A 24,077-nucleotide genomic window follows, 5' to 3' on the forward strand; every position below is an offset into this window, starting at 1 on the left:
ACTTATTTAACAAACATAGCTGGCGCTAAATGCTGGTGTTTTATACTGAGCCGATCGCACCCGTTAAGATAATTGTCTTTTTCTTAGCCTGGTTGGGGTGCTGGTTGCCAATAGCTATTCCCATAGCTTACGCCCTCAAATGGTACCCTCCTAAGCCCTTGGGGGCAGCACAAAAAATTCCACTTTTGGCATCCCTTTACCTGATTGCTCCACCGTTACTCTGGGGATTTGCCAGGGTAGAGGGCGTGTCTTTTTTGGATTACGGAATCTCTGGAGATGCAAATTTTTTGATCTCTCTAGGGATAGGATTAGCTATTGGTGTAATTAGCATCATAGTTGTGTTTGCGATCGAGTCCACTTTCGGGTGGATAAATTGGCATTGGCAACCCGATCGAAAGTTCTGGGAAACTCTACTGACAACCCTGCTTTTAGGATTATGGGTAAGCGGTACAGAAGAGTTAATTTTTCGTGGCTTTCTGCTCAATGAATTGCAGCAAAGTTATTCTTTATGGTTAGGGGCTGTGGTTTCTAGCTTAATTTTTGCATTGCTGCACTTGGTTTGGGAAATTGACGAAACTTTGCCCCAACTCCCTGGTCTTTTTTTGATGGGTTTGGTGTTAGTTCTGGCTCGTTGGGTAGACAATGGTAATTTAAGTTTAGCGATCGGATTACACGCGGGTTGGATTTGGGGATTGACGACGATCGATTCTGCCCAATTAATTAGCTATACAGGAAAAGGTTCAGCTTGGTTTACAGGTAAGAATGGAAAACCTTTAGCTGGTGCAGCGGGAATCTTTTGCTTGCTAATTACTGGAACCCTACTGTTGTATTTAGGGAGAGAATTTTTCCCATTTCCCTAATCTCTAGCGCTGATTTTGCTTTTTAATGCTTAAGATCGTCACGGGATTGAGGGGAGAAAATCGAGTCAGAGATCCGACTGCTACCGATCGCATCAGCTGCGCTTGTAACAAACTATGTTCCCAACCTTTTTCCCCCACCCACTGCATCGCCAAAGTCAAATGTTCCAAAGTAGCTAAAGCTAAGACGAGAGTTCCTTGGGGATGCAACTGAGCGCCTGCAAAGTTTAGAATTTCCCTTAAGTTACCACCACTACCGCCAATAAAAACGCGGTGTGGGGGAACGAGGTGGTGCAAAATTTCTGGCGCTGTACCATGAATGGATACGACATTATTAATGCCAAATCGCTGGCAATTCTGTTCAATTAAGGAAATTCCAGCGGCGGTTTTTTCAATGGCGTAAACTGTAGAAGTGGGGAATAAGCGGGCAATTTCGATCGCTACTGAACCCGTACCTGCGCCGATATCCCAAATAATTTGACCTGGTTTTAATGCTAATTCTCCCAGAATTAACAGGCGAATTTCGCGTTTAGTGATTAAACCTGGTCGATCGCTATAACTTAAAAAACTAGAATCTGGTAAACCTAAGAGCGGCAGATTTTGGAAATCCATCTCTTCCCCAGATGAATCAGTCTGGCGCAGTAAGACTACCACATTTAAGGGGGCAAATCTCTGTTCGGGGAGAGTAGCTAAAGACCAACAACCCACTTTTTCATCCATACCCCCTAGATTTTCGCAAATCCAGAACTGATAACTGGTAGCTAAATCAAGAGATTTAAGTAGACGAGCGATCGCCGCTGGATTATGATGATGATCTGTTAAGATGGCGATTTTCTCTGCCCCTTGCTGCAAAGTTTGGGTTAGCTGTTCCCAACAACGCCCGTGAACGCTAATTACCCTAGCATCTTGCCAAGGAACCTTAATCCGGTTAAAAGCTAACTGAATGGCGCTTAAATGGGGATGAAAAGTTAACTGTTCTTTAGGCAACTCTGCCAACAACAACCGCCCTAAGCCAAAAAATAAAGGGTCGCCCGTCACCAATACTACAATTACATCATCTGTTTGGAGACGATCGCGAATCTCACGCATCGTCGCCTTTATATCTTTCAGGACAATTCGATCGCCAGAGTAGTCGGGAAAATAATTCAAATGGCGATCGCTTCCCACCAACAAAGTCGCCTGGGCAATAATTTGCCTGACTTCCTCCCTTAACCCAGATGCGCCATCTAAACCAATGCCAACAACATGAACAGTCATCTATTCGATTTTAGATTTTGAATTAACCTTTTAACTTCTGCTTTAAACTCAAAACTTTTCCCCCTGCCCCTCTGCCCCCCTGCCCCTCTGCCCCTCTGCCCCTCTGCCTCCCTCTTCAGTTGCTAAACAGACTAAAGCGTTAAGGATAGCAGCGGCTACTGGAGAACCACCCTTTCGCCCCTCGACGCGGATTTGAGGTACTTGTGTGGCTGCCAAGGTCATTTTTGACTCTACGACCGAAATAAACCCTACAGGTGCGCCAATTACCAAAGCTGGAGATACAGAAGCTTTTGGGATTTCTTGACAGAGTGCTAACAAAGCGGTGGGGGCATTACCAAAGACAAAAATTCCTTGGGGATATTCTTGCCAACACTTTAATAAACCTGTTTCCGTGCGAGTTTTTCCCGGTAGTGGTTCCCCAATGCCTTCGAGTGCGCTAATTACTGGGTTAGCAAAAGTTTGTTCCACTAATCCCACGATACCCTGTTTAACCATCCCCACATCAGTCACAATGGGTGCGCGACGACGAATAGCAGCGATGCCAGCATCAATTGCCCCTAGACTAAAACGAATTAAGTCTTTAAATTCAAAATCAGCCGTACTGTGAATTACTCGTCGGACGATCGCATATTCCTGCGGACTAAAATTATGAGCGCCTATTTCTCGGTCAATTACCGCGAAACTTTGAGCCATAATTGGGTGGATGGTTAAACTCATAAATTTGTAGATTTGGGATGTTAGATTTTACAGGATTTTTTGTTTAGAATCTAAAATCTAAAATCCCAAATCTAAAATTCCAAAATGGGCCAATCAGCTTCGCGGTAGTAGCGTGTCATATCATCAAATTTCCGCAATTCGGCTCTTTTTACAATAAGTTCTTGGGGATTGTCCAACCATTGTAAGTTTAAATCAGAAAGGGTGTTGCCTAAGCGATCGCGATTAAAATCCGGTGGAACATCGCCAAAATAACCTAAAGTAATGTGAGCCGTCAAACCATATTGTTGCTCGATTCCTAATCCGATTAAGTCACCATTTTGGTAAATGGCGCGACGAAACTTGACAATGCGATCGTAAGTTGATTCATCCTTTGGGACTAAAGAAACAGCGATCGCTCTCGGCATAATCATTAATCCTAGCAATTGGAATTTAATTTGCTGACCTCCACCTACCAAAGGTTGAGTTTGCTGGAAAATGTTACCGATTTGAGCGCGTAACTTCCCTTCAAATTCAGGATTTTCTGTAGCATCAAGGAAAGCATTAGCCCAAATTAAATCTGCTAAGGTTAAATGAAAGCTAGCTGGAGGTACTGGCACCATTAAACCTGGAAACTCTTGTAAAATTTGCTCTTGACAATGCTGCAAATTTGTATAAAAAGACTTGTTTGCCTCATCTTCTTCAGTGGGAGGAGTAATTACTGTATATCCTGGAAAAGGAACAGGTTTTCTGCCTCCCTCAACAGCAGGCACAAACTTAGGTGATTCCTGAATATGCTGCACTTGGGATTTGTAAGTTTCCGGCAGCGTCATCCTTGCCAGTCGATTCAGATAAGTTTGATAGTTATCGTCCAACCTTGATATCCTCGCCTTTTAACTTGATAGAGTTTAACTAACTTTCTATTGTTTTAATGTTAAGTCCACCCAGAGAAATATTGATCCTAAATTTCCGGGATCGAGTCTTTGCGAACTGTAAGGGCAATTCATGAATTGCCCTTACCACAAATTTACTTAATTAGGTGTTCCTTATGCCAATTTACCTCTATTGGGGAGAGGATGATTTTACACTACAGAACGCAGTTGTTAAATTGCGTAAATCTGTACTCGATCGCGACTGGGCTAGTTTCAACTATGACAAAATTTCAGCCGATCAACCAGATGCCATACTTCAAGCTTTAAATCAAGCTATGACACCTCCATTTGGTATGGGACAACGTTTAGTTTGGTTAGTTGATACCAATATCGGGCAACATTGTCCAGAACAGGTGTTAGCTGAACTAGAACGTACCCTGCCATTTTTACCGGAAACTTCGGTACTTTTACTGACTAGCCGGAGCAAACCTGACGAACGACTTAAAGCCACAAAATTACTCAAAAAATATGCTCAAATCTGTGAATTTGCTTTAATTCCACCCTGGAAGACCGACCAAATTATACAGCGAGTTCAGCAAGCGGCACAAGAGGCAGGTGTGAAGTTAACGTCAGAGGCTATGCAACTTTTAGCTCAATCAGTTGGTAATGATACAAGGTTATTAAAGTCCGAATTGGACAAATTGCAACTGTATAGCTGGAGTCATCGACAAACCCTAGAGGTAGAAACTGTTGCTAAACTAGTAACAGCTAATACACAAAATAGTTTGCAGCTAGCCGGGGCAATTATTCAGGGAGATGCAGCTAAAGCCCTGGTATTGGTGGCAGATTTAATTAATCGTAATGAACCAGCTTTAAGAATTGTTGCTACTTTAATTGGGCAATTTCGCACTTGGTTGTGGGTGAAGTTAATGACGCAGGAGGGAGTAAGGGATGAAAAAGAGATTGCCAAAGCCGCAGAAGTCGCTAATCCCAAGCGAATCTATTTTCTCCTACAGGAAACTCGCTCTTTAGATGTGGAACAACTTTCTGAGAGCTTACCCATACTGCTAGACTTAGAAGTTAGTCTTAAACAAGGGGCAGAGCCAATAGCCACCCTGCAAACAAAAGCGATCGAACTCTGCCTACTTTACAAATAGTCTTGTTTAGATTACCTCAATAACTTTAACTACACCAACTTTTTTGCTAATCCTCTACCCAAATGCGGAACTTCACACCCAAAAGTTACTTCAAATTACATAGATGCCATTTAGTGTGCTAGTTCTAAAAACTATCCAATCATGATTAAAGCTAATTCTCCCATTTTTTTATCTTTGCTCAATCAAGTAATATCTCGCTCCTTACTTGTAACTTTTCTTGCCTCGATTGGTGTACTCTGCGGACTAGCTCCAAATCTGTCTTTCCGTTCTCCTCATTTAATCTTGAGTTCTTCTGCCTTGGCTCAGTCAATCAGCGATGATGAAGTCAGAAGATTTGCTCAAGCAGCTTATGCAATTGAGATAAAACGTCAAGCTTTAGTTCAAAGAATTGTCAACAGCGGTTCTTCTGTTCCTGACACCAATTGTGCTGCTAGTGGTAGTACTTCAGCTGAATTAAAGGATTTTTGCGAGTTTTCCAGACAGACAATTGAAGCAAATCAATTAACAGTTGGTCGTTTTCAACAAATTAGAAATGCAATGCAATCAGATCCCACACTTAAAGAAAGAATAGATGCTGTATTACGCCGTTTACAACCGAGAGATTAATTAACTTAAATTTATTAAATTGCTTCATCATCCATCAGAGTTTTGCGTTTAGCGTGGATATTTTTCATGTGTTTTTTGACAGTATTAATCGTAATGTAGAGTTTTTCAGCAATTTCTTTATAGGAATAGTTGGCTTTATAAAGCAACCAAACTTCTGCCTCTCTCGGTGTTAAATCGTATTGATGAACATCACTGTTCACTACTTCTCGTAGGGACTGATGTTTATCTTCAATAGTTACTAACAGAGATTCCTGGGACATTTGTTCAATCATAAACCAACGCACTCGCAACCGAAAATGGACAGCATTATCTTGAGTTATTTCCGATTCTAGAACAATTTTTTCACTGGGGAATAGATTTTTACTTTCAATTAATGACTGACAAACCTGCCAAATCTCTTCAGGAATAGAGCGAAATTCACCTGCAGATAATTGTTGAAAAATTCGTTTAGCAGTTTGATTGGCGTGCAGTAACTCGCCTGTTTGAGTGATGATTAAAATCCCATCCATAAACCCTTCTAAAATTCCTTGAAAAAGATTGTATGGCTCAAATTCTTGAGATTGTTTGACGGACTTCGCTGTTAATACCGGGGCATCTTGTACTGCAATCATTTTTGGTAAGGTCATGAATAAATATCACTATTACTAACTTTCTACATGACTATGATATGTTTTCCAGATGCGCCCTCAAGATTTTTACGTACTGATATTCTCGTTGTAAGTGAGTTATGGAAATTAAAAATCACCCTTACTCGTGAATGTACGCAGTTTATTGCAGAAGCTAGAAGGTAGAAGTCGGAAATGGATCTCTTATCATCACCTTAGAATTACCTAACTAGCGATCGCAAATCAGGTTAATCTGGCAAAATAATTCCTTGACACTCTCACCGTCGTAGGGGTAATTCATGAATTACCCCTACGCTGTGACGGGAGATTCTTCCTTCATCGAAAACCGCCTGTCCATTAAGATAAATATAGAAAAAATAGTAAGAATTATCGATGATGCTGACTTTGACGCAACGTTTACCAGCAAATGCCGATGCTGTAGTCAGCCACACCCTTTCCCTGACAGCTGAGGAACGCACGCGCAGCAACTACCGTTTTGAGACCCAAGCTGGACTTGTGTTGTTGTTGCGACTTCCTAGAGGGATAGTGTTGCGCGATCGCGATTTACTACAATCAGAAAACGGTATCCTAGTCAGAGTAATTGCCAAACCCGAACCAGTACTCACAGTAACAGCCAAAAATCCCCTAGAACTATTACGAGCCGCCTATCACTTAGGAAATCGCCACGTAGCTTTAGAAATCACTCCCACCTACCTGAGATTATCCGCAGATTCAGTATTACAGGCCATGTTAGAACATCTGGGATTAGAAGTAACTCCAGAAATTAAGCCCTTTGAGCCAGAAATGGGAGCTTATGGGCATCATTAGTGGGATTGGGGACTGGGGACTGGGGACTGGGGATTGGGGGCAAGGGGACAAGGGGACAAGGGGACAAGGGGACAAGGGGACAAGGGGACAAGGGGACAAGGGGACGAGGAAAAATTTAGCTTTTCATCTTTACCTAATGACAAATGACCAATGACCAATAACAAATGACCAATGACCAATGACAAATGACAAATGACCAATGACAAATGACCAATGACAAATGACCAATGACCAATAATTTAAATCTGCTGCGTTTATTACAAATTACGAACACAGCCTTACCAGTGGGGGCTTACAGTTATTCGGAAGGATTAGAAAGTTTAGTGGAAGCAAAAGTAATTTATGACCAAATAACTTTGAAACATTGGTTAGAACAAGAATTGCGTTATGGTGCGATTAGAATAGAAGCGGCTATTATGCTCAGAGGTTATAGAGCTACAGAAAGTGGGGATTTAGAAGCTTTAGAGTATTGGAATAATTGGGCCAAAGCTGCCAGGGAAACGGCAGAGTTACGGGAACAAAGCTGGCAGATGGGTCATGCTTTGAGGCGGCTACTGGAAAACTTGCAGCCGCAGCTTAGTAAAGAATTTAACAGCTTGAGTCAGGGAGCGAGTTTTGCGATCGGCTTTGGTATAATCTCCGCCCACTGGGAAATTGACCCATCAGCCACCATTTTAGGATACTTACATAGTTGGGCGACCAATTTAATCAGTGCTAGCATCAGACTCATCCCTTTAGGACAAACCATAGGTCAACAATTATTGTCCAAATTACACAACCCGATCGTAGAAGCCAGTAGCGAAATTTTAGCCCTAACGGATGACGATCTGAGCAGTTGTGGATGGGGATTAGGGCTAGCGAGTATGGCTCACGAAATCCAGTACAGCAGATTATTTCGGAGTTAATACTTATAAAAATTTTGGCATTTTCACCTAGAATTGAGGCAATTATGGCACATAATGTTAATCAAGGTAAACTTTTGCCAATCCATGCACTGTCCATTCTCATTCGCTCATTACTCACACAAATCAGTAAAATTTAGAGGAAATCGTCCGCTGTTAGCTCAAAAAAGGCATTGACAATTTGGTACATTACACAGGATGGGAATTTAGATCTTTTGACTTGTGTAATATCCTCAAGCTCGACTCAGCTGCGGCACAGGTAGCACCAAACCTGAGCGTATCTACTCTTAATCGGGCAATATTTTAGCCAATTTTGCTGAGCCACCCCGAAAACACAGGGATAGTTGTGATGAATCGAACAGAGGTAATCAAAAATCAAGCTGATGCTACATTTTGCCCAGGTACAAAAGGAAGCAATTAAAGATCAAACCAAGCTGCGGTTATTAGCCCGCCAAGAATCTGGATATACCTGGGCTTTAATTGAAGAAGCTGAGGTGATTCCAATTCCAGCAGCGGAAACAGATCGGTGGAGTAATGGCTTGCTAGTTTTGGTGGAACTTTCTCCCACTCGCCAGGTTTTGAGTATTAAAGATGCTACAGATTGGGTGCTAGATTTGGTCAAAAATTACCTGACAAGTGAGATCACAATAGATTTTTTGCAGCAAGAAAAGGAAAGGGTAGAGGAAGGGCTACAAACTCTGACTCTGGAAAAATTAGACCTCAGCCGTCGTTTACTAGAAGTAGAAGCAAGGCGAGAAGAAATACAAGAGTTAGAAGCCAAGTTACAGCAACAAATGAAAGACTTGGATAGTAAATAGTGGCAGGAGAGAGTTTTGAATTGTCCTCCCCCCTGCCCGGAGAGTTCCGAGAGCCACGCTGCTAGCGATTTTCAACTGGCACAGGTAAAGCCAATCTAGGTGGTGTATCTTCCCGATAGACTGCTTCTGGTTCTGCTAGAGACTGGTCTGAAATCAGAAGTTCCCGAATTAAGCGAGCAAGTGTCCGTTGGGTAAGTCCGCCAATTACTTGTTGTCCCATTTGTTGAGTTTCGGGTTTCAGCAAAAGTTTAGTAATAATCGAGATTACCTCTATTGGGTCAAAACCTGGGGTTTCTTGGAGAATTGCCCAAATTCTCTGGATATGTTCGAGACTCTTGGGTGTTTCGGTTGTAGCGGGGACTTCGTTTGCTGCTAGTCCCAATCTTTGGCGGAAGGCAAAAGTCAAATTTTCCCAAGTGTTGCGCCCGAAGATGTCTAAACTATTGACTATTTCGTTAACTAGTTTTTTGCGAATGAAAGCGCCTCGTTCTGAGTAGAGAAAGTCAACGGTTTGCTCAAGTGTCTGATTTAAGTCAAAATCTGGCGAGTTGCGGGCATTGCGGAGTAGATTTTCTAAACGATTCCAGCGAAAACCGCCTTCTTTGAACAATAAATCTTGTAAAGATGCTCTTAACTCTGGGGCTTGGTCGGTGAGTAAGCGTTTGGCGACGTAGGGATAGGTTTTGCTTAATACTTTGAAGTTGGGATCGATGTTAATGGCGATTCCTTCTAAAGTGACTAAGGAGCGAATAATGAGCGCGTAGTAGGCGGGTACGCGGAAGGGAAACTCATACATTAAAGCCGAAAGCTGGTCGGTGATGCTCTTAAAGTTCATTTCTGCGACTGTGGAAGATAGGGCATCGTTGAAGACGGCAGCAAAGGCGGGGATGATGGGTGTCAGGTCGGTGTCGGGGGTTAAAAACTCCAGTTTGATGTAGTCTTGCCCTAAGCCTTCAAAGTCGCGGTTGACTAGGTGTACGACTGCTTCGATTAAGCCGTAGCGTTGTTGACGCTTGACTTCGCTCATCATGCCAAAGTCGAGGTAGACGAGTTTGCCTTCTGGACTGGCTAAAAGGTTGCCTGGATGGGGATCGGCGTGGAAAAAGCCGTGTTCTAGTAGTTGACGGAGGGAACATTGAACGCCGACTTCGATGAGGTGGGAAGCGTCTATGCCTTGTCTCTGCATGGCTTCCAGGTTGGTTAATTTGGTTCCGGTGATCCATTCCATTGTGAGGACACGACGGCGGGTGTATTCCCAGTAAATCCGGGGAATATAAATATCTGGGATTTTGCCGTAGAGTTGTTCAAAGCGTTCGGCGTTTTTTCCTTCGTGAATGTAGTCCATTTCTTCAAAGATGCGGCTACCAAATTCATCGAGGATGGCTACTAGGTCACTCCGCAAATTTTGGAAGGTTTTTTTTGCATAAGCTGCTAGACCGCGCATAATGTATAGGTCTAGGGCAATTTTTTGTTGCAGGTCGGGTCTTTGGACTTTGACGGCGACTGTTTCTCCGGTTTTGAGTTTGCCTTTGTATACTTGCCCTAATGAGGCGGCGGCTAATGGTTGGGGTGAGAGTTCGGCGTAGATTTGGTCGGGATGGGCTCCTAGTTCTTCTTGAATGAATCTATAGGCTACTTCGTTGGGGAAGGGGGGTAGTTGGTCTTGGAGATGGGTGAGTTCTTCTAGGTATATTGGGGGTACTAGGTCGGGGCGGCTGGAGAGGGCTTGTCCGATTTTGATGTAGGCGGGGCCTAAGTTGGTGAGGAGTTGTTTTAGCTGGATGGCGCGTTTTTGTTGGTTTTGGTTAATTTTTCCTAAGCGGCGATCCCACCAGAGGCTAAGGGCGAAGATCATGGAGGGCCAGACGATCGCTAAACAGCGCCGCAAAACTAGGAAGGGTCTTCTGCGGTAATGTTGACCGATCGCTTCTGGATCGTAAACTATGGTTTCTGTTTCGGCTTCTGGTGCAACTGTTTGAGCGCGTTTTTGGGGCGCTGGCGAGATGGTTGCTGATTCGGCGATCACTATTGGCTTTTCCACTGGTGTTTTGTCCTCTATGTATGGTGTTTGGGTAGGTTGTGGTTTGGCGAACGCCTTCTGAATCAAGATGGGGCGAAGCTGGGGATACCGTCTTAGGATTCATGAACTTTTTATAATATTTAGTCTTGGGGGACTTATGTTAAAACATTGTAACAATTGCTAAGTTAATCAGGCAGAAGGCTAAGGGCAGAAGTTATACAGTTATAAACAAGACCTCAGAAAAACTCAGTTTCAGTTTTGGTGGTCTCAGATTAAACTTGACGATGGTAGCTCTTATGTGGCGTTTGCTCGAGAAACCCTTAATTGTAGGCTGATTGCCTTATGTTAATAGGATTGCGGATCGAAAATTTTGCTTTGATTGACCGTCTGGAACTGGCTTTTGGGGCTGGTTTAAATGTGTTGACTGGGGAAACTGGGGCGGGTAAGTCAATTATTCTTGATGCTATTGATGCGGCGTTGGGTGGTAAGGTGACTAGCCGATCGATTCGGACTGGGGCACAACGGGCTTTGGTGGAGGCGACTTTTCGCTTAAGTTCTGCTGTAGCTCAGTGGCTCAATCAAGAAGAAATTGATCTGTTGGATGATTATTCTGTGGTTTGTAGCCGGGAGATGTCTACTAGTCAAGAGGGTATCTTACGCAGCAGTCGATCGCGGATTAATGGTGTATTGGTAAATAGACAACAGATGGAACAGCTGCGATCGCGTTTGGTAGAAATTACTGCTCAAGGTCAAACTGTTCAAATTGGACAAACGGCTATTCAAAGGGATTATTTGGATAGTTTTGGGGGTGCGGATTTAATCGAAGCACGTCAAAAGGTGAATGCAGCTTATCACGCCTGTTCTCAAGCTCTTTCGGCTTTAGAAAATCGTCGCCAGTCGGAACAAATGCGGTTACAAAAGTTAGATTTGTTGCAGTTTCAATTTTCTGAATTGAGTGCGGCTAAACTTAACGATCCTGATGAGTTGGAGTCTTTGGAACAAGAACGTAGCCGACTGTCTCATGTTGTGGAATTGCAAAAGCAAAGTTACCAGGTCTATCAAGCTTTGTACCAAAATGATGAGGATGCCCAAGCTGCTGCGGATATTTTGGGAGAATCTGAAGCTACTTTAAGCAATATGGTAGTCTATGATTCTAGCTTACAGCCAATTTTAGATATGGTCAGTGCGGCTTTGGCTCAAGTGGCGGAAGCTGGCAGACAAATTAATAATTATGGTGAGGCTTTGGAAGCCGATCCCGAAAGGTTGGAAACTGTGGAACAGCGCATTCGTCAATTAAAGCAAATTTGCCGCAAGTATGGGCCGAGTTTGCCAGATGCGATCGCTTATCAACAGGGTGTGGAAGCCGAATTACAAGAACTTAAGGGTGGTGGTCAGTCTTTAGAAACTTTAGAAAAAATTTACATAGAAAAAAAGGCAATTCTGCAAGAATGTTGCCTCACTTTGACAGAGTTAAGGTTGGTTGCTGCGAGAAAATTAGAGGAGCGTTTAATTGAGCAATTAAAGCCTTTAGCAATGGAAAAGGTGAAGTTTCAGGTGGAAATTACGCCGATTTCTCCTACTGCTAATGGTGCAGATAAAATTACGTTTCTTTTTAGTCCTAATCCTGGTGAACCTTTGCATCCTTTAACAGAAACAGCTTCTGGGGGTGAGATGAGTCGTTTTCTTTTAGCTTTTAAAACGTGCTTTTCGATGGGTTCTGTGGGAACACTCGTATTTGATGAAATAGATGTGGGTGTTTCTGGGAGAGTGGCGGCGGCGATCGCGCAAAAACTCCATCAAATCTCACAATACCATCAAGTTTTATGTGTGACTCACCAACCTTTGGTTGCAGCTATGGCCGATCGACATTTCCGTGTAGACAAGCAAGTAATTGATACTCCAAATGGAGAAAAAAATGCTCACGCTTCCGATTTTCGCACTGTGGTACGGGTGAGTTTCTTAGATACTCATTCTACTCGCTCTCAGGAATTAGCTCAATTAGCTGGGGGTGATTCAGCTACGGAAGCGATCGCTTTTGCTGAATCATTGATCGCGGAGGCTGATTTAAAAAGAAAAGACAAAGGCAGTCGTTACAACATATAATTCAACCAGAAGCGATCTCTGTAAAATTTAACCAAATCTTAATAAAGTAATTAATAATTGAGGAGGTCGATCGGGTTTACTAATAAAGTAAGTTTATTCAATATAAAGTTTGCAGGATTGTCAAAAAAAGTAAGCATTTGATTGTTTGAGTTATGTCTTATTCTAACCACAATCTACCATTCGCCGAATCAAGTACTAATGTAATTGATGTCAAACCATACGTGGAAAAACAGGGTGTAAATCCAATGCTTGAAGTTACCAACGCTCAGGATAATGAACAGTTAATAAAGCAAACTCAGAAATTTAAAATAGAAATGTCTGAGCCAATATATACGATTGATTGTGTACCCTATAAGGAACAATCTGGGAATTCAAGAAATGAAAACTCAGTAAAGATTGATAGTGAAAACCCTCCGATAGAAGGAAATTTTATTGACTCAGTTCATAAAGAAAACCTATTCCAAAAAATCGAAAAGTTTATTGATGAGGATAAGATTAATGATATTGAAGAGGGAAAAAATCAGAATGGTTATAAATCCTACGCAGAGCAAATAAATATTGGTGAAACGCTAGAGAACAGAGAGAATCAAAATGGGCATCAAATTTATGATTTTGAGCGGGATTTTATAGATAGTTGTTGGGATGAAACTGAGAATGGAAGTGTTGAGGAAGAAAGTGCGATCGATGCACAAAACTACATAGTTGAAGTAGCGGGAAGTAATGGAGTAGACATAAAAAATGAAATTAACATTAGACAAAATCAAGTAATTGATGTTACTGCTCAAGAAATAAGTTACGAAGTAATTGATGTAAGTAGTATTGAAATCAATGGTGCAGTCAGTAATGAAGTAACTCAAGAGGTAACTCAAGAGGATAATAAACCAATTCAACCAGAAGTTTATGACCAGAATTCTTATGAAAATAATCGAGTTCCGGGGGGCGCATTAACCACAACCAAAGGGTCATTTTCAACATTTTTGGCTCCTTTAAATAAAGAATCTTTTAAGGAAGCGGTTAAAGAAGTTCACCAAAAACTTAGTACAGTAAATGACACCCTGACAATGGTAATTCATAGTGAGGGAATGGAAACTGTACTGCAAGAAATGTTGCAGAGTATTGCCTTAAAAACAGGAGAGTTATTAGCAGCCGATCGCACAACAATATTTTTGCTAGATGAAGAAAAGAATGAATTGTGGTCAATTTTAGCCAAAAATGATGGCGTTGGTACATTAGAAATTCGCATTCCGGCGGATAAAGGAATTGCAGGCGAAGTAGCTACTTTCAAGAGAGTAGTAAATATCCCTTATGACTTTTTTGACGATCCTCGTTCTGCGGAATCCCAAAAAACATATAAGAGAACAGGCTATCGCACATACACAATGTTAGCTTTGCCTCTGTTAAATGAAGATGGCGATTTAGTTGCAGTTGTCCAGCTGCTTAATAAATTAAAAACGTCGAATGATGGGACAAAACCTTTAAAAGAACGCATTGATAAAGCAGGATTTACCAAACAAGATGAAATAGTTTTTGAAGAATTTGCTCCGTCAATTCGGTTAATTTTAGAAAGTTCTCAATCTTTCTATGTAGCAACTCAGAAACAACGCGCAGCTGATGCTTTAATGAAAGCTAACCAAGCGCTAAGTCAAAGTAGCTTGGACTTAGAAGAAACCCTAAAACGGGTGATGGATGAAGCTAAAAAATTGATGGATGCCGATCGCAGTACCTTGTGGTTAATCGACCATGAAAGAGAACAATTATGGACAAAAATTCCCATTGGTGGTGAATTAAAAGAACTGAGAATTCCCAGAAACGCAGGTTTTGCCGGAATGGTAGCAGAGTCAGGCGAACCATTAATGATTCCTTTCGATCTTTATAACGATCCTCGTTCCGCAGTTTCTCAGCAAACAGATCAAAAAACAGGTTATCGCACCTGTAGTATGTTATGTATGCCAGTGTTTAATGCAGATGGTGAATTGATTGGTGTTACGCAATTAGTTAACAAGAAAAAACAAGGAGAATTGCCAGAATATAACCCAGTTAATTGGCCGGAAGCACCAGAATGTTGGAAAGCGAGTTTTAATCGCACCGACCAAGAATTCATGCAAATTTTTAATATTCAAGCTGGTGTAGCATTGCAAAATGCCAAGTTGTTTGATGAAGTAAAACAACAACAGCAAATGCAGCGAGATATTCTCCGCAGTTTGTCAAATGGAGTGCTATCTACGGATAAAGCAGGTTGTGTAATTGCGGCTAATGAAAGCGCTAGAAAATTGTTAGGCTTGAATGAAAATGAAAGAGTAGAAGGAACACCAGCTTGGGATTTGGTAAAAATTTGTGGCAAAGAAGGACTACAACAAGAAGAAGATAATAGATTCCGTTCTTGGTTCCAAGCAGCTTTAGAAGCAGTGGAAGAGAGAAAGCGGCAACAGTATTATCCAGACCAAGTTTTACAGTCAACTAATGACGAAAAACACAGCGTCAATCTTTCGATAAATACCATTTTAGATGTGAATGATACTAACAAAGTTCGTGGCGCTTTAGTGGTAATGGAAGATATTAGTCATGAGAAACGATTGAAGAGTACAATGTATCGTTACATGACTCAAGAAGTAGCGGAACAATTGTTAGCTAGAGGCGATGACTTTAAGATGGGAGGCGATCGCAAAGAAGTTTCCGTCCTCTTCTCAGATATTCGCAGTTACACCACTTTAACTGAAAGTATGCAAGCCGAAGAAGTGGTACAAATGCTGAATGAATATTTCGAGTTAATGGTAGAAGCTGTTTTTCAACATAAAGGCACATTAGACAAATACATTGGTGACGCTATTATGGCGGTATTCGGTGCTTTTGTACCCTTAGAAGATCATGCTTTAATGGCAACAAAAACCGCTTTAGAAATGCGTTACCGTTTAGCTAAATTTAATCAACATCGCCGCGAGAATAACTTGCAGGAAATTAAGATTGGTATTGGTATAAATTCCGACGTAGTAATTAGCGGTAATATTGGTTCTTCACAACGGATGGAACTGACTTCGATCGGTGATGGTGTTAACTTAGGTTCCCGTTTAGAAAGTGCCAGCAAACAATATGGCTGCGATATTATTATCAGCGAATATACCTTTGCAAAATGCCAACCAGAAGTTTATTGCCGAGAATTAGATTACATCCGTGTTAAAGGGAAAACTCAACCCGTCTCAATTTATGAATTAGTTAGTATGACAGAAGATATGTGTAAAGTTCCCGACTGGAAAAAACAGCAAATTGAACTTTACCACAAAGGACGGGAATATTACTTACAGAAGGAGTTTAGATTAGCACAAAATGAATTTGGCAAAATAGTCGAAGAAATGAACAGCAGGAAGATGAAAGATAAAGCATCGGAAATGTATTTAGAACGTTGCCAATATTGGCTAACGCACGATGAAGAATTAGAAAAGAAATGGGAAGATGGTGTTTGGAGTTTAACAGAGAAATAAATTGCCCAGATCCCCGACTTCTTCAAGAAGTCGGGGATCTAGAAAGCCACTAGCCCAGAGTCATCTTCTGTTAATTGCCAATTAGCTGTATCACCAAGAGTTTGCAAGTAATCGATCGCTTTATTTATCACTTCTAAACCATGATCTAAACTTTCAATTACACTCAATTGTCCGCGCAATTCTGAAGCATTGGGAAAACCTTTAGCATACCAAGTCATGTGTTTTCTAGCTTGGCGAATTCCCCTTTCTCCCTTATATTCCCAAAGCGCTTTTAAATGATCTTTAGCACATTCTAACCGTTCAATTGCTGTTGGTGGTTCCTTGACTTTTCCCGTTTTCAAAAAGTAGTCAACTTCCCCAACTAAAAACGGATAACCTAGCGTTCCTCTAGAACACATTACCCCATCTGCGCCCGTTTCTGACAAACAACGAACCGCAGCTTCCACAGAAAAAATATCGCCATTTCCAATTACCGGAATAGACAAAACTTCCTTAACTTTGCGTATCCATTCCCATTTTGCCGGACCCGTATAACCTTGGGCGCGAGTCCTACCATGAACGGTAATCATTTGTGCGCCAGCATCTTCCATCCGTTTAGCAAATTCTAAAATAGTAATCTCTTTATCTGACCAACCAATGCGAGTTTTAACTGTTACTGGAACATTCACAGCTTTAACAACTTCTCGCACAATTGCTTCTGCGACTTCTGGTTGTCTTAATAAAGAAGAACCGCCCCCATTTTTAGTAATTTTATTAACAGGACAACCCATATTAATATCTACTGTATCCGCCCCTTCTGCCACTGCTTTAATAGCAGCTTCGGCTAAAAAATCTGGGCGACAATCAAATAATTGAATACTAATTGGTCGTTCGCCTGGGTCTACCTCCATAATTTGAGGTAATTGTTTAACATAATGTAAACCTGTGGCGTTAACCATTTCCGTGTACATCATTGAATCTGGGGCGTAACGACGTACTAAGCGGCGAAATACCAAATCAGTAACACCGGATAAGGGTGATTGTAGCACCCGACTTTTAACTTCAAAACTGCCAATTTTTAAAGGTGTTGATAGTCTTTCTTGGAGACTGGGAGATAAAGACAACATATAAACTGTAAGGGAGTCTAGCCTTTCTATTGTAGATTATGATTAGGTACGTTGTTGCGCTTCAGCGCTAACCTAAATAGCGCTGAAGCGCAACAACGTACTTTTTTATTGTGGTAATTCGCCAAATCTTTCGCGGTATCTAGCTACTAATTCTTCTGCTTGTCTTGACCTTTCTTCTGCTGTCAAATAGCGATCGCCTCTCTCATCAAACCAGTATAATACTTCAAGTTGAGATTCCCCGTCAGAATAACGACCTCTACCAATACCTAAACCGACTTCTGGCATCCAAAAAGGTTCGCCAATTTGCTGTTCGTACTCGCCATTAACTAAGCGATAAACTTCAAAAGGTTGATGTTGATCTCGTCGCCAATAGTAAGGGTTGTAAACTACATAATATAATACGCCTAATTTGGCATAAATATCCATTTTTTTATCATATTCGCCGCCATAAGTTTGCGAAACAATTTCCAAGGCAAAAATTGGGGGGATATTATTTTCTTCCCAAACTACATAACTTACGCGCAAAGTATCGCCTTTGAAACGTTCTACTCCTAAACTCAAAAAACCATCAGGAACAACTGGTACGAGATGACTAATTCCCGTCGTATGATAGACTGCCATATCTACACCAAAAAACCAATCATTGCGCTTGTTCCAATAGAATTTAAGCAAAAACAACAGTAAATTTGGCAGAAAATTTTGATTTTCGTTATCCACAGGCGTATCATCAGAATTGGGTAGTTCAGCACCAGTTGGTAAGCGGATTTCTGGATTAAACTGTACCATAATAGGCGGGGAGAAATTGATTTATTAATTGTAGCGAAGAAATAGGTAAGCGATCGCACCAAAACCCCAAGAATGATAATGTAATTATGAATTGAAAAAGAGCGATCGCGCCGGACTCCCCAAAAATAACCTGTCTCTTCTCTTCGAGTCCTTTGCGTTCTTTGCGGTTAAAAAATACTCTCTGCGTTCTGTGCGCCTGGAGCGGTTCAATAAAAAAAGAGCGATCGCAATCATCCCTTATCTGACTAATTCATGATTCCTGATTCTCCCGCCATGTAACAATAATTCGCTCATCTGCCTGTCTAAACTCAATATGACAAGTGACTGCCCGAAAACGAATTGGTAATATTTGAATAGAAGCAACCTAGCGGGAAGCTTTATTTAGAAATCAGGATCGTTAAGAATTTTACATTATTTTATATAAAAATGAAAGTTTAAATTTTGCTAAAGCTTCTGTGAAAGTATAGACAGTCTTTATAGCTTAGGCTAAAGTGTGAAAAATTCATCAAGTTTATCAAAATAGGTAAGTAAAAATGCTGAATCGCCAAAGCTTCAAACTTGTCTTCTGGTTCGGATTATTGACTTTGCCAGGGATGTTAGTTGACAAAGCTGATGCCGCAATACTTAATAGGCGAGTGACGATTCAACCCATTCAAGTTTGCAATAACTTTGGTTTGGCTTGTGCAACAATGAAATTTTTCGAGCCAGAAACCGATAAGATTTGGGCACAAGCTGGCATTGATATCCGCTTCCTCCCATCTGTGAAACTGAATAAAACTAGCTTTTTGACCATAGACAACAGTACAGAACTAACTTCTTTATTCGGAGGAACAGGCAATAAACAGCACCCAGACAGCAATGTTATAAATATGTGGTTTTTAGACAAACTTATCCTTGGGGGTGGAACAACCTTTGGAGTAACCCAGTCCTTGGGTGCGAGAAATATCGCGATCGCCAAAGATACCTTTACCTTCAACAGAGGTATCGGTCGGCGGGATACAATTGCTCATGAGATCGGTCACAGTCTAGGTTTGGGTCATAACACCTTTGGAGCAGGTGGCAGACTAAATCTGATGACAGATGGAAGTTCGCGTGCAATACCCAGTTCGGTCAATGACATTTTCCCCAGCGGTGCTAAAACCGATCAGCTTACTTCAGGGCAAATCAATAAAGCTAAATCTAGTAAATATGCACGCTGTATCAATTCTATATTTGGAATCTGTTTGCCTTTCGGTGTTTTGGATAGCGCCTCCGTAGCAGATGAGGAAAGCGCCATAGATACCTCTTTCCCGAACGAGGTTGCTATTGAGGAGAGCCCTGAAACCATCGACCCAAGTCAGTTTTTGATTGAGGCACTTTCGATTGAAGAAATCGCTGAGGTTAGTGTCCCTGAACCTTCGACAAATCTTGCCTTGCTAGGCGTGGGGATATTCAGCCTTTACTGGCAGTTTAAAAGCAAAAGAGACAGTTTCAAAAGCACCTGAAATCTGACAAAATCAGACATTTAAATCCAGAAATTAGGCTCACCAGTCCCTCAGCATACTGGCAACATTGAGCCAGTTTTCTTTTAGTTCTGCAAAGAGTGGAAAACTATCAAAGGTTATGAGACTATGAAAATGACCCAAAATAAATCAGTTCAGGGAATAGAAATGGAAATAGAATCGAGTAATTCAGCATTCTTAGCCTTGGCAACAACTTTCATTCGGGTAGGTACACTCTGTTTAACTATCGGCACGATATTTATCTTGGCATTGGCGATCAACAGTTTGATTCAAAACAAGATTTCAGGGAGTGCAATACCGGAAGTTCCTTCTTTCCAGGAACCGCTAAGTTTTTCACAAATCGTTGATACAGATTCTATTGCTTTACCACCAGCACAGGAGGCTTTTTATTCTACTGATAGAAACTACGTTTTTGTGCTTTCCACACCGGATAACTGGAAGTCAAAGCAAGCAGAGGGTCAGCTGTTCCAAGTAAATGCAAACAGACGTAAATTGCTATGGACAAGACGATTACCTCATGAATATCGCCCCCGTTACGTGCTAGTAGGTAATAGAGGACAGGTACTTTTATTTGATGAATGGATCAATGTTAAAAGTCGCTATGCGGTAATGGAACTAAATCGTGAAAATCGTTTAGTTTTCGAGTATGACTTTGATGCAATACAAAAAGTTTTGGGTGTTCCAGAGGCAAGAATTGTGGAAATGGCAAGGTACGGTTGGTGGATTGGTTCACGTCCTACTTTAGACACTTCTGGTGAAACGGCAAGGGTAGAAGTAGCAGGAAAAATTTTGACCATCAACCTTAACAGCGGTCATCTATCCAAACAATAGAAACTTACTTTTGCAATTATTTTCGCAGCTTGGACATCAGCTGATAGAACGACTTGACAGAAGAAAGAAGTTAGCGATCGCTTCCGAAACCAAAGAATAATGATCTAATATATGAACTGAGAAAGACCGATCTCCAAACAAAAAAAAGAGCGATCGCAATAATACCTTATTTCACTAATTGATGATGCCTAATTTTCCCGCCATGTCAAAATAATTTGCTCATCTGCCTGTCTAATAGATTTTCTTAATACTCAAGTGAGAGTAGAGATCGCCTAAAGTTCCCCAGATGATCTACCTCAAGTTTAGCAATTATTCATTTGCTCTCTAAAATTGCGATCGCCTCTTCTGTTTGAGTCCTAGCTGGGATAATCAACAGAATTAATTGATGAAGCAGTAATAGCCGTTTCAGATGCAACTCTTCAAGAAACTAAAGAAACAGGCTGGAATTCTCCCCTAATTTGGGAAAGAAGAGGTCTTTTGCACCATAAGCAACTAAAGGGAACTCAGCAATTTATAGAATCTTAAATTTAACTTAAGCCCCGATATTTTTTGTTAAATCTGCTACAAATTAGACATACATAGATCCATATAGGAGAGATGATAAATGTTTTGCGAACAATGCGAACAAACCGCAAGTGGACAAGGATGCCATCAATGGGGTGCTTGCGGCAAAAGCCCCCAATTAAACGCCATTCAAGATTTACTAGTTTACTGTTTACGGGGACTTGCTCCTGTAGTTTTGCAAGCAAAATCGCTTGGTATTAATACTCATAACGTGGATGTTTTTACCTGCGAAACAGTCTTTTCCACGATGACGAATGTGAACTTTCATGAAAAGCGATTTGTCGAGTATATTCGGCAAGCACTGGCATATCGGGAAAACCTCAAAACCCAAATTCAAGCAATAAGTAATGTTCCCTCTGCTTGGTCAGAAATTTCTAATTTTCAACCTGATTTTGATGGCAGTTTAATTGAACAAGGTGAGCAAACATCCCTGAAATTTATCACTGAATCTGGTGGCGATGTGGATATCTTCTCACTCAAACTAACTACGATCTACGGTTTAAAAGGTTTAGCATCCTACGCCTTCCACGCGCTAGAATTGGGAGAAGAAGATGAGCAAGTTTATCGATTTGTTCACGAAACATTAGTTGCAATTGATAATCAAAATCTCACTTTAGAAGATTGGGTGAATCTGGCGCTGAAAGTGGGAGAGAAAAACTACCGGGTGATGGAATTACTCGATGCTGGACATACTAAAACCTACGGTCATCCAGTTCCTACTTCCGTTCCCCTGAATGCGAGAAAAGGAAAAGCAATTTTAGTATCTGGACATGATATTAAACAATTAGCAGCTTTGCTTAAACAAACAGAAAATACGGGAATTACTGTTTACACTCATGGTGAATTACTTCCCGCACATGGGTATCCTCGCCTGAAAGAAACTTACCCCCATCTTTATGGTCATTATGGCACGGCATGGCAAAATCAAACTAAAGATTTCCCCAGATTTCCTGGCGCAATTGTGATAACAACTAACTGTTTAATGCCAACGCATGAAAATTATGAAGATAAACTGTTTAGTGTCGGGCCAGTTGGCTATCCAGGTTTAAAATATCTGCCTAATATCGATCATGGTGCGCCTGATTTCACACCAGTAATTGAAAAGGCTTTGGCATTACCTGGATTTCTAGAAGATCAACCGCCAAGGGAAGTAAATGTAGGATTTGCGCGGAATACTGTATTAGGTGTAGCGGATCAAGTTTTAGCAGCTGTTAAAGAGGGGAAAATTCGCCATTTATTCCTAGTTGGTGGTTGCGATGGTGCGAAACCCGATCGCAATTACTATACTGAATTAGTGGAAAAAGTTCCTAGTGATTGCGTTGTCCTGACTCTCGCCTGTGGTAAATTCCGCTTTTTCGATAAACAGTTAGGAGAAATTAGTGGTCTTCCTCGCTTAATGGATGTCGGACAATGTAATGATGCTTATTCAGCAATTCAAATTGCATTAGGATTAGCAAATGCGCTGAATATGAATGTAAATGAATTGCCGTTATCTTTGATTTTGTCTTGGTACGAACAGAAAGCAGTAGCAGTTTTGTTAACTCTGTTGTATTTGGGAATTAAAGATATTAGACTCGGCCCAACTTTGCCTGCTTTTATTTCTCCTAATGTGTTCAATTTGCTTTCAGAAAAATACAATTTGAAAGCAATTACAACACCGGATGAAGATTTAGCGGCTTGTTTAGGGTAAAAACTCCAGAGTCATAGCGATCGCGAATTTGCTAGTTTTATAGTAAAGCAAAAGTGCGATCGCTCTCCTCCCCTCTTTTCTTTACTTGGGTACGCGGGTTAAAAAGACTTACTATCTCGCCACTTTCTGGGTCAACAGCTTCTACAGAGATGTAAATGCGAGACATTACTGATAATTAATAGCAGGTTTCAATCCACGTTCAACAGCTACTTTAAAAGCCCGCGCTTTGCGTAACAAACCACTTCGATAAACCTGCATTAATTCATCTAGTTTTTTAAATTCTGCATCATTGAGTTGTCCTTCTCTGTTACCTGCTAAAAGGTCGCTCAAAGTTTCTTGTTGTTCAGGTTCCATTTGCAGATCGCAGAGAGCCAAAACCTGTTCATCTGGTAGGGAATCTACAGGTAGTTCGTTAATGGCGCGATCGATCCATTCCACCAACACATCTTCCTGCCTTCGATTAGTAACAGCAGCAATTTCTTTGGCTTTTTTTGCTAATGATTCAGATAATTCAAGTGTGACAATTTCAGGCATTTTCTTTATTTCCACATCCCGCAAACCTATTCTACAATACATCTTTTAAAACTTGCGATCGCCCTCCTCCCCCTCTTTTCTTCGCGTCCTTTGCGTCCTTTGCGGTTAAAAAATCTTCTCTGCGTCCTCTGCGTCTCTGTGGTTCAAAAAAAGAGCGATACGCGCTAACGTGCACGCTTTGCGATCGCACCTAAATTTCTCACTATATAGTATCAATAAAAACTAATTTACCTTAATATGTAAAATTATGAGAATTTGAATTACAGATAATGGCAAAACTACCAAGTGAAACAAAAGCCACCATTTTAAATCTGCTGGGACAATTGGCAGAATTAATTGATGAAGCAGCAGCAACAGAATCATTAATTGCCGAACAGTTCGGTGAGACAGAGATAACTATTTCGACACTGGATGACTTACTGAATGTGAGAGAACGGCTGAGAAATCCTTATAATCGTCTGTGTAGGCTTTTTCTACAAGTTTCAGAATTTCAACCCACTCCTCCTGCGGCTATGCTAGATTTACTGTATCAGACTATGGAAGATGCTGAAGCCAGCATAGCGGCTTCAGATGCTACTATTCGAGAAGCAAAAAAGGATTTTGAATTACCATGAATCAGCCCAAAAAAGTACCCGATCCAGAAAAATTAAAACGCACACACGAACGCTTTCAAGAAACTATCCGCCAGCTGGAAATTTTAGATTTGAAGTTGGCGCAATTAAACGCGATGATGGAAATAGAATTGTGTCAACAGAGGTTAGAACGACTGGAGAGAAGAAAGAAGTTCGCGATCGCTTCAGAACCCAAAGAATAATCATGTAATCTATGAACTGAGAAAGACTGATCTCCAAACAAAAAAAAGAGCGATCG

At 41.2% G+C, this 24,077-nt stretch carries 22 protein-coding genes; 13 read left to right on the forward strand and 9 right to left on the reverse strand.

Going from position 1 to position 24,077, the window contains the following annotated elements; genetic code table 11:
• Nucleotides 1–29 precede the first annotated feature (29 nt).
• Nucleotides 30–860, forward strand: a complete 831-nt coding sequence (locus tag ACE1CI_RS18595) for a CPBP family intramembrane glutamic endopeptidase (RefSeq protein ID WP_413262804.1) — start codon at nt 30–32, stop codon at nt 858–860.
• 3 nt (nt 861–863) lie between these two features.
• On the opposite strand, the gene cbiE is transcribed toward ACE1CI_RS18595, so the two are convergent.
• The 3 genes from cbiE to ACE1CI_RS18610 form a co-directional block, all read right to left on the reverse strand.
• Nucleotides 864–2,114: a precorrin-6y C5,15-methyltransferase (decarboxylating) subunit CbiE gene (cbiE, locus tag ACE1CI_RS18600; protein ID WP_413262803.1), complete on the reverse strand. Its 1,251-nt coding sequence runs from the start codon at nt 2,112–2,114 to the stop codon at nt 864–866.
• Between the two features lie 48 nt (nt 2,115–2,162).
• Entirely contained in the window at nt 2,163–2,831 is a 669-nt protein-coding gene (locus ACE1CI_RS18605) for a cobalt-precorrin-8X methylmutase (RefSeq protein WP_413262802.1), read from the reverse strand.
• Between the two features lie 71 nt (nt 2,832–2,902).
• Nucleotides 2,903–3,682, reverse strand: a complete 780-nt coding sequence (locus ACE1CI_RS18610; protein ID WP_413262801.1) for a DUF1868 domain-containing protein — start codon at nt 3,680–3,682, stop codon at nt 2,903–2,905.
• A 173-nt stretch (nt 3,683–3,855) separates the two neighbouring features.
• On the opposite strand from ACE1CI_RS18610, the gene holA reads away from it, so the two are divergent.
• Both holA and ACE1CI_RS18620 read left to right on the forward strand, forming a co-directional pair.
• Entirely contained in the window at nt 3,856–4,836 is a 981-nt protein-coding gene (holA, locus tag ACE1CI_RS18615; protein ID WP_413262800.1) for a DNA polymerase III subunit delta, read from the forward strand.
• A 141-nt stretch (nt 4,837–4,977) separates the two neighbouring features.
• A complete protein-coding gene (locus ACE1CI_RS18620; protein ID WP_413262799.1) occupies nt 4,978–5,442 on the forward strand; it encodes a DUF4168 domain-containing protein in 465 nt (154 codons plus the stop codon).
• Nucleotides 5,443–5,456: 14 nt separating this feature from the next.
• Here the strand turns inward: ACE1CI_RS18620 and ACE1CI_RS18625 are convergent, their stop codons facing one another.
• Complete coding sequence (locus tag ACE1CI_RS18625; protein WP_413262798.1) at nt 5,457–6,068, reverse strand: helix-turn-helix transcriptional regulator; 612 nt, start codon at nt 6,066–6,068, stop codon at nt 5,457–5,459.
• A 375-nt stretch (nt 6,069–6,443) separates the two neighbouring features.
• Here ACE1CI_RS18625 and ureE point away from each other — a divergent pair, with 375 nt between their 5' ends.
• From ureE to ACE1CI_RS18640, 3 genes are all read left to right on the forward strand, one after another.
• The gene (gene ureE / locus ACE1CI_RS18630; protein ID WP_413262820.1) at nt 6,444–6,875 is read left to right on the forward strand and encodes an urease accessory protein UreE; all 432 of its coding nucleotides are present in this window, start codon (nt 6,444–6,446) and stop codon (nt 6,873–6,875) included.
• 227 nt (nt 6,876–7,102) lie between these two features.
• Nucleotides 7,103–7,780: an urease accessory protein UreF gene (locus ACE1CI_RS18635; RefSeq protein ID WP_413262797.1), complete on the forward strand. Its 678-nt coding sequence runs from the start codon at nt 7,103–7,105 to the stop codon at nt 7,778–7,780.
• 380 nt (nt 7,781–8,160) lie between these two features.
• A complete protein-coding gene (locus tag ACE1CI_RS18640) occupies nt 8,161–8,595 on the forward strand; it encodes an HmpF-related protein (RefSeq protein ID WP_413262796.1) in 435 nt (144 codons plus the stop codon).
• A gap of 61 nt (nt 8,596–8,656) precedes the next feature.
• Here the strand turns inward: ACE1CI_RS18640 and ACE1CI_RS18645 are convergent, their stop codons facing one another.
• Nucleotides 8,657–10,636 carry an AarF/UbiB family protein gene (locus ACE1CI_RS18645; protein WP_496615561.1) on the reverse strand — a complete coding sequence of 660 codons (1,980 nt, stop codon included), beginning with the start codon at nt 10,634–10,636 and terminating at the stop codon, nt 8,657–8,659.
• A gap of 321 nt (nt 10,637–10,957) precedes the next feature.
• Here ACE1CI_RS18645 and recN point away from each other — a divergent pair, with 321 nt between their 5' ends.
• The gene (gene recN / locus ACE1CI_RS18650; protein WP_413262794.1) at nt 10,958–12,718 is read left to right on the forward strand and encodes a DNA repair protein RecN; all 1,761 of its coding nucleotides are present in this window, start codon (nt 10,958–10,960) and stop codon (nt 12,716–12,718) included.
• Nucleotides 12,719–13,602: 884 nt separating this feature from the next.
• Nucleotides 13,603–16,194, forward strand: a complete 2,592-nt coding sequence (locus ACE1CI_RS18655; protein WP_459564018.1) for a GAF domain-containing protein — start codon at nt 13,603–13,605, stop codon at nt 16,192–16,194.
• 38 nt (nt 16,195–16,232) lie between these two features.
• Here ACE1CI_RS18655 and dusB read toward each other — a convergent pair whose 3' ends face one another.
• Both dusB and ACE1CI_RS18665 read right to left on the reverse strand, forming a co-directional pair.
• Nucleotides 16,233–17,300, reverse strand: coding sequence for a tRNA dihydrouridine synthase DusB (gene dusB, locus ACE1CI_RS18660; RefSeq protein WP_413262792.1), 1,068 nt, complete (start codon nt 17,298–17,300; stop codon nt 16,233–16,235).
• A gap of 105 nt (nt 17,301–17,405) precedes the next feature.
• The gene (locus ACE1CI_RS18665; RefSeq protein ID WP_413263015.1) at nt 17,406–18,086 is read right to left on the reverse strand and encodes a Uma2 family endonuclease; all 681 of its coding nucleotides are present in this window, start codon (nt 18,084–18,086) and stop codon (nt 17,406–17,408) included.
• Between the two features lie 533 nt (nt 18,087–18,619).
• On the opposite strand from ACE1CI_RS18665, the gene ACE1CI_RS18670 reads away from it, so the two are divergent.
• From ACE1CI_RS18670 to hcp, 3 genes are all read left to right on the forward strand, one after another.
• Nucleotides 18,620–19,570, forward strand: coding sequence for a PEP-CTERM sorting domain-containing protein (locus ACE1CI_RS18670; protein WP_413263016.1), 951 nt, complete (start codon nt 18,620–18,622; stop codon nt 19,568–19,570).
• A 126-nt stretch (nt 19,571–19,696) separates the two neighbouring features.
• Nucleotides 19,697–20,419, forward strand: a complete 723-nt coding sequence (locus tag ACE1CI_RS18675) for a hypothetical protein (RefSeq protein ID WP_413263017.1) — start codon at nt 19,697–19,699, stop codon at nt 20,417–20,419.
• Nucleotides 20,420–21,023: 604 nt separating this feature from the next.
• The gene (gene hcp / locus ACE1CI_RS18680; protein ID WP_413263018.1) at nt 21,024–22,673 is read left to right on the forward strand and encodes a hydroxylamine reductase; all 1,650 of its coding nucleotides are present in this window, start codon (nt 21,024–21,026) and stop codon (nt 22,671–22,673) included.
• A gap of 37 nt (nt 22,674–22,710) precedes the next feature.
• Here hcp and ACE1CI_RS18685 read toward each other — a convergent pair whose 3' ends face one another.
• Together ACE1CI_RS18685 and ACE1CI_RS18690 are read right to left on the reverse strand one after the other, a co-directional pair.
• Nucleotides 22,711–22,839: a hypothetical protein gene (locus ACE1CI_RS18685; RefSeq protein ID WP_413263019.1), complete on the reverse strand. Its 129-nt coding sequence runs from the start codon at nt 22,837–22,839 to the stop codon at nt 22,711–22,713.
• On the reverse strand, nt 22,839–23,207 hold the full coding sequence (locus ACE1CI_RS18690) for a hypothetical protein (RefSeq protein ID WP_413263020.1): 369 nt from the start codon (nt 23,205–23,207) through the stop codon (nt 22,839–22,841). Before ACE1CI_RS18690 ends, ACE1CI_RS18685 begins: the two co-directional genes overlap by 1 nt.
• 269 nt (nt 23,208–23,476) lie before the next feature.
• Here ACE1CI_RS18690 and ACE1CI_RS18695 point away from each other — a divergent pair, with 269 nt between their 5' ends.
• Complete coding sequence (locus ACE1CI_RS18695; RefSeq protein ID WP_413263021.1) at nt 23,477–23,821, forward strand: hypothetical protein; 345 nt, start codon at nt 23,477–23,479, stop codon at nt 23,819–23,821.
• A complete protein-coding gene (locus ACE1CI_RS18700) occupies nt 23,818–24,021 on the forward strand; it encodes a hypothetical protein (protein WP_413263022.1) in 204 nt (67 codons plus the stop codon). The genes ACE1CI_RS18695 and ACE1CI_RS18700 overlap by 4 nt, the downstream gene beginning before the upstream one ends.
• Nucleotides 24,022–24,077 lie beyond the last annotated feature (56 nt).

It is taken from the genome of Floridaenema flaviceps BLCC-F50 (assembly GCF_041929275.2).
GTDB classification, from domain to species: domain Bacteria; phylum Cyanobacteriota; class Cyanobacteriia; order Cyanobacteriales; family Aerosakkonemataceae; genus Floridanema; species Floridanema flaviceps.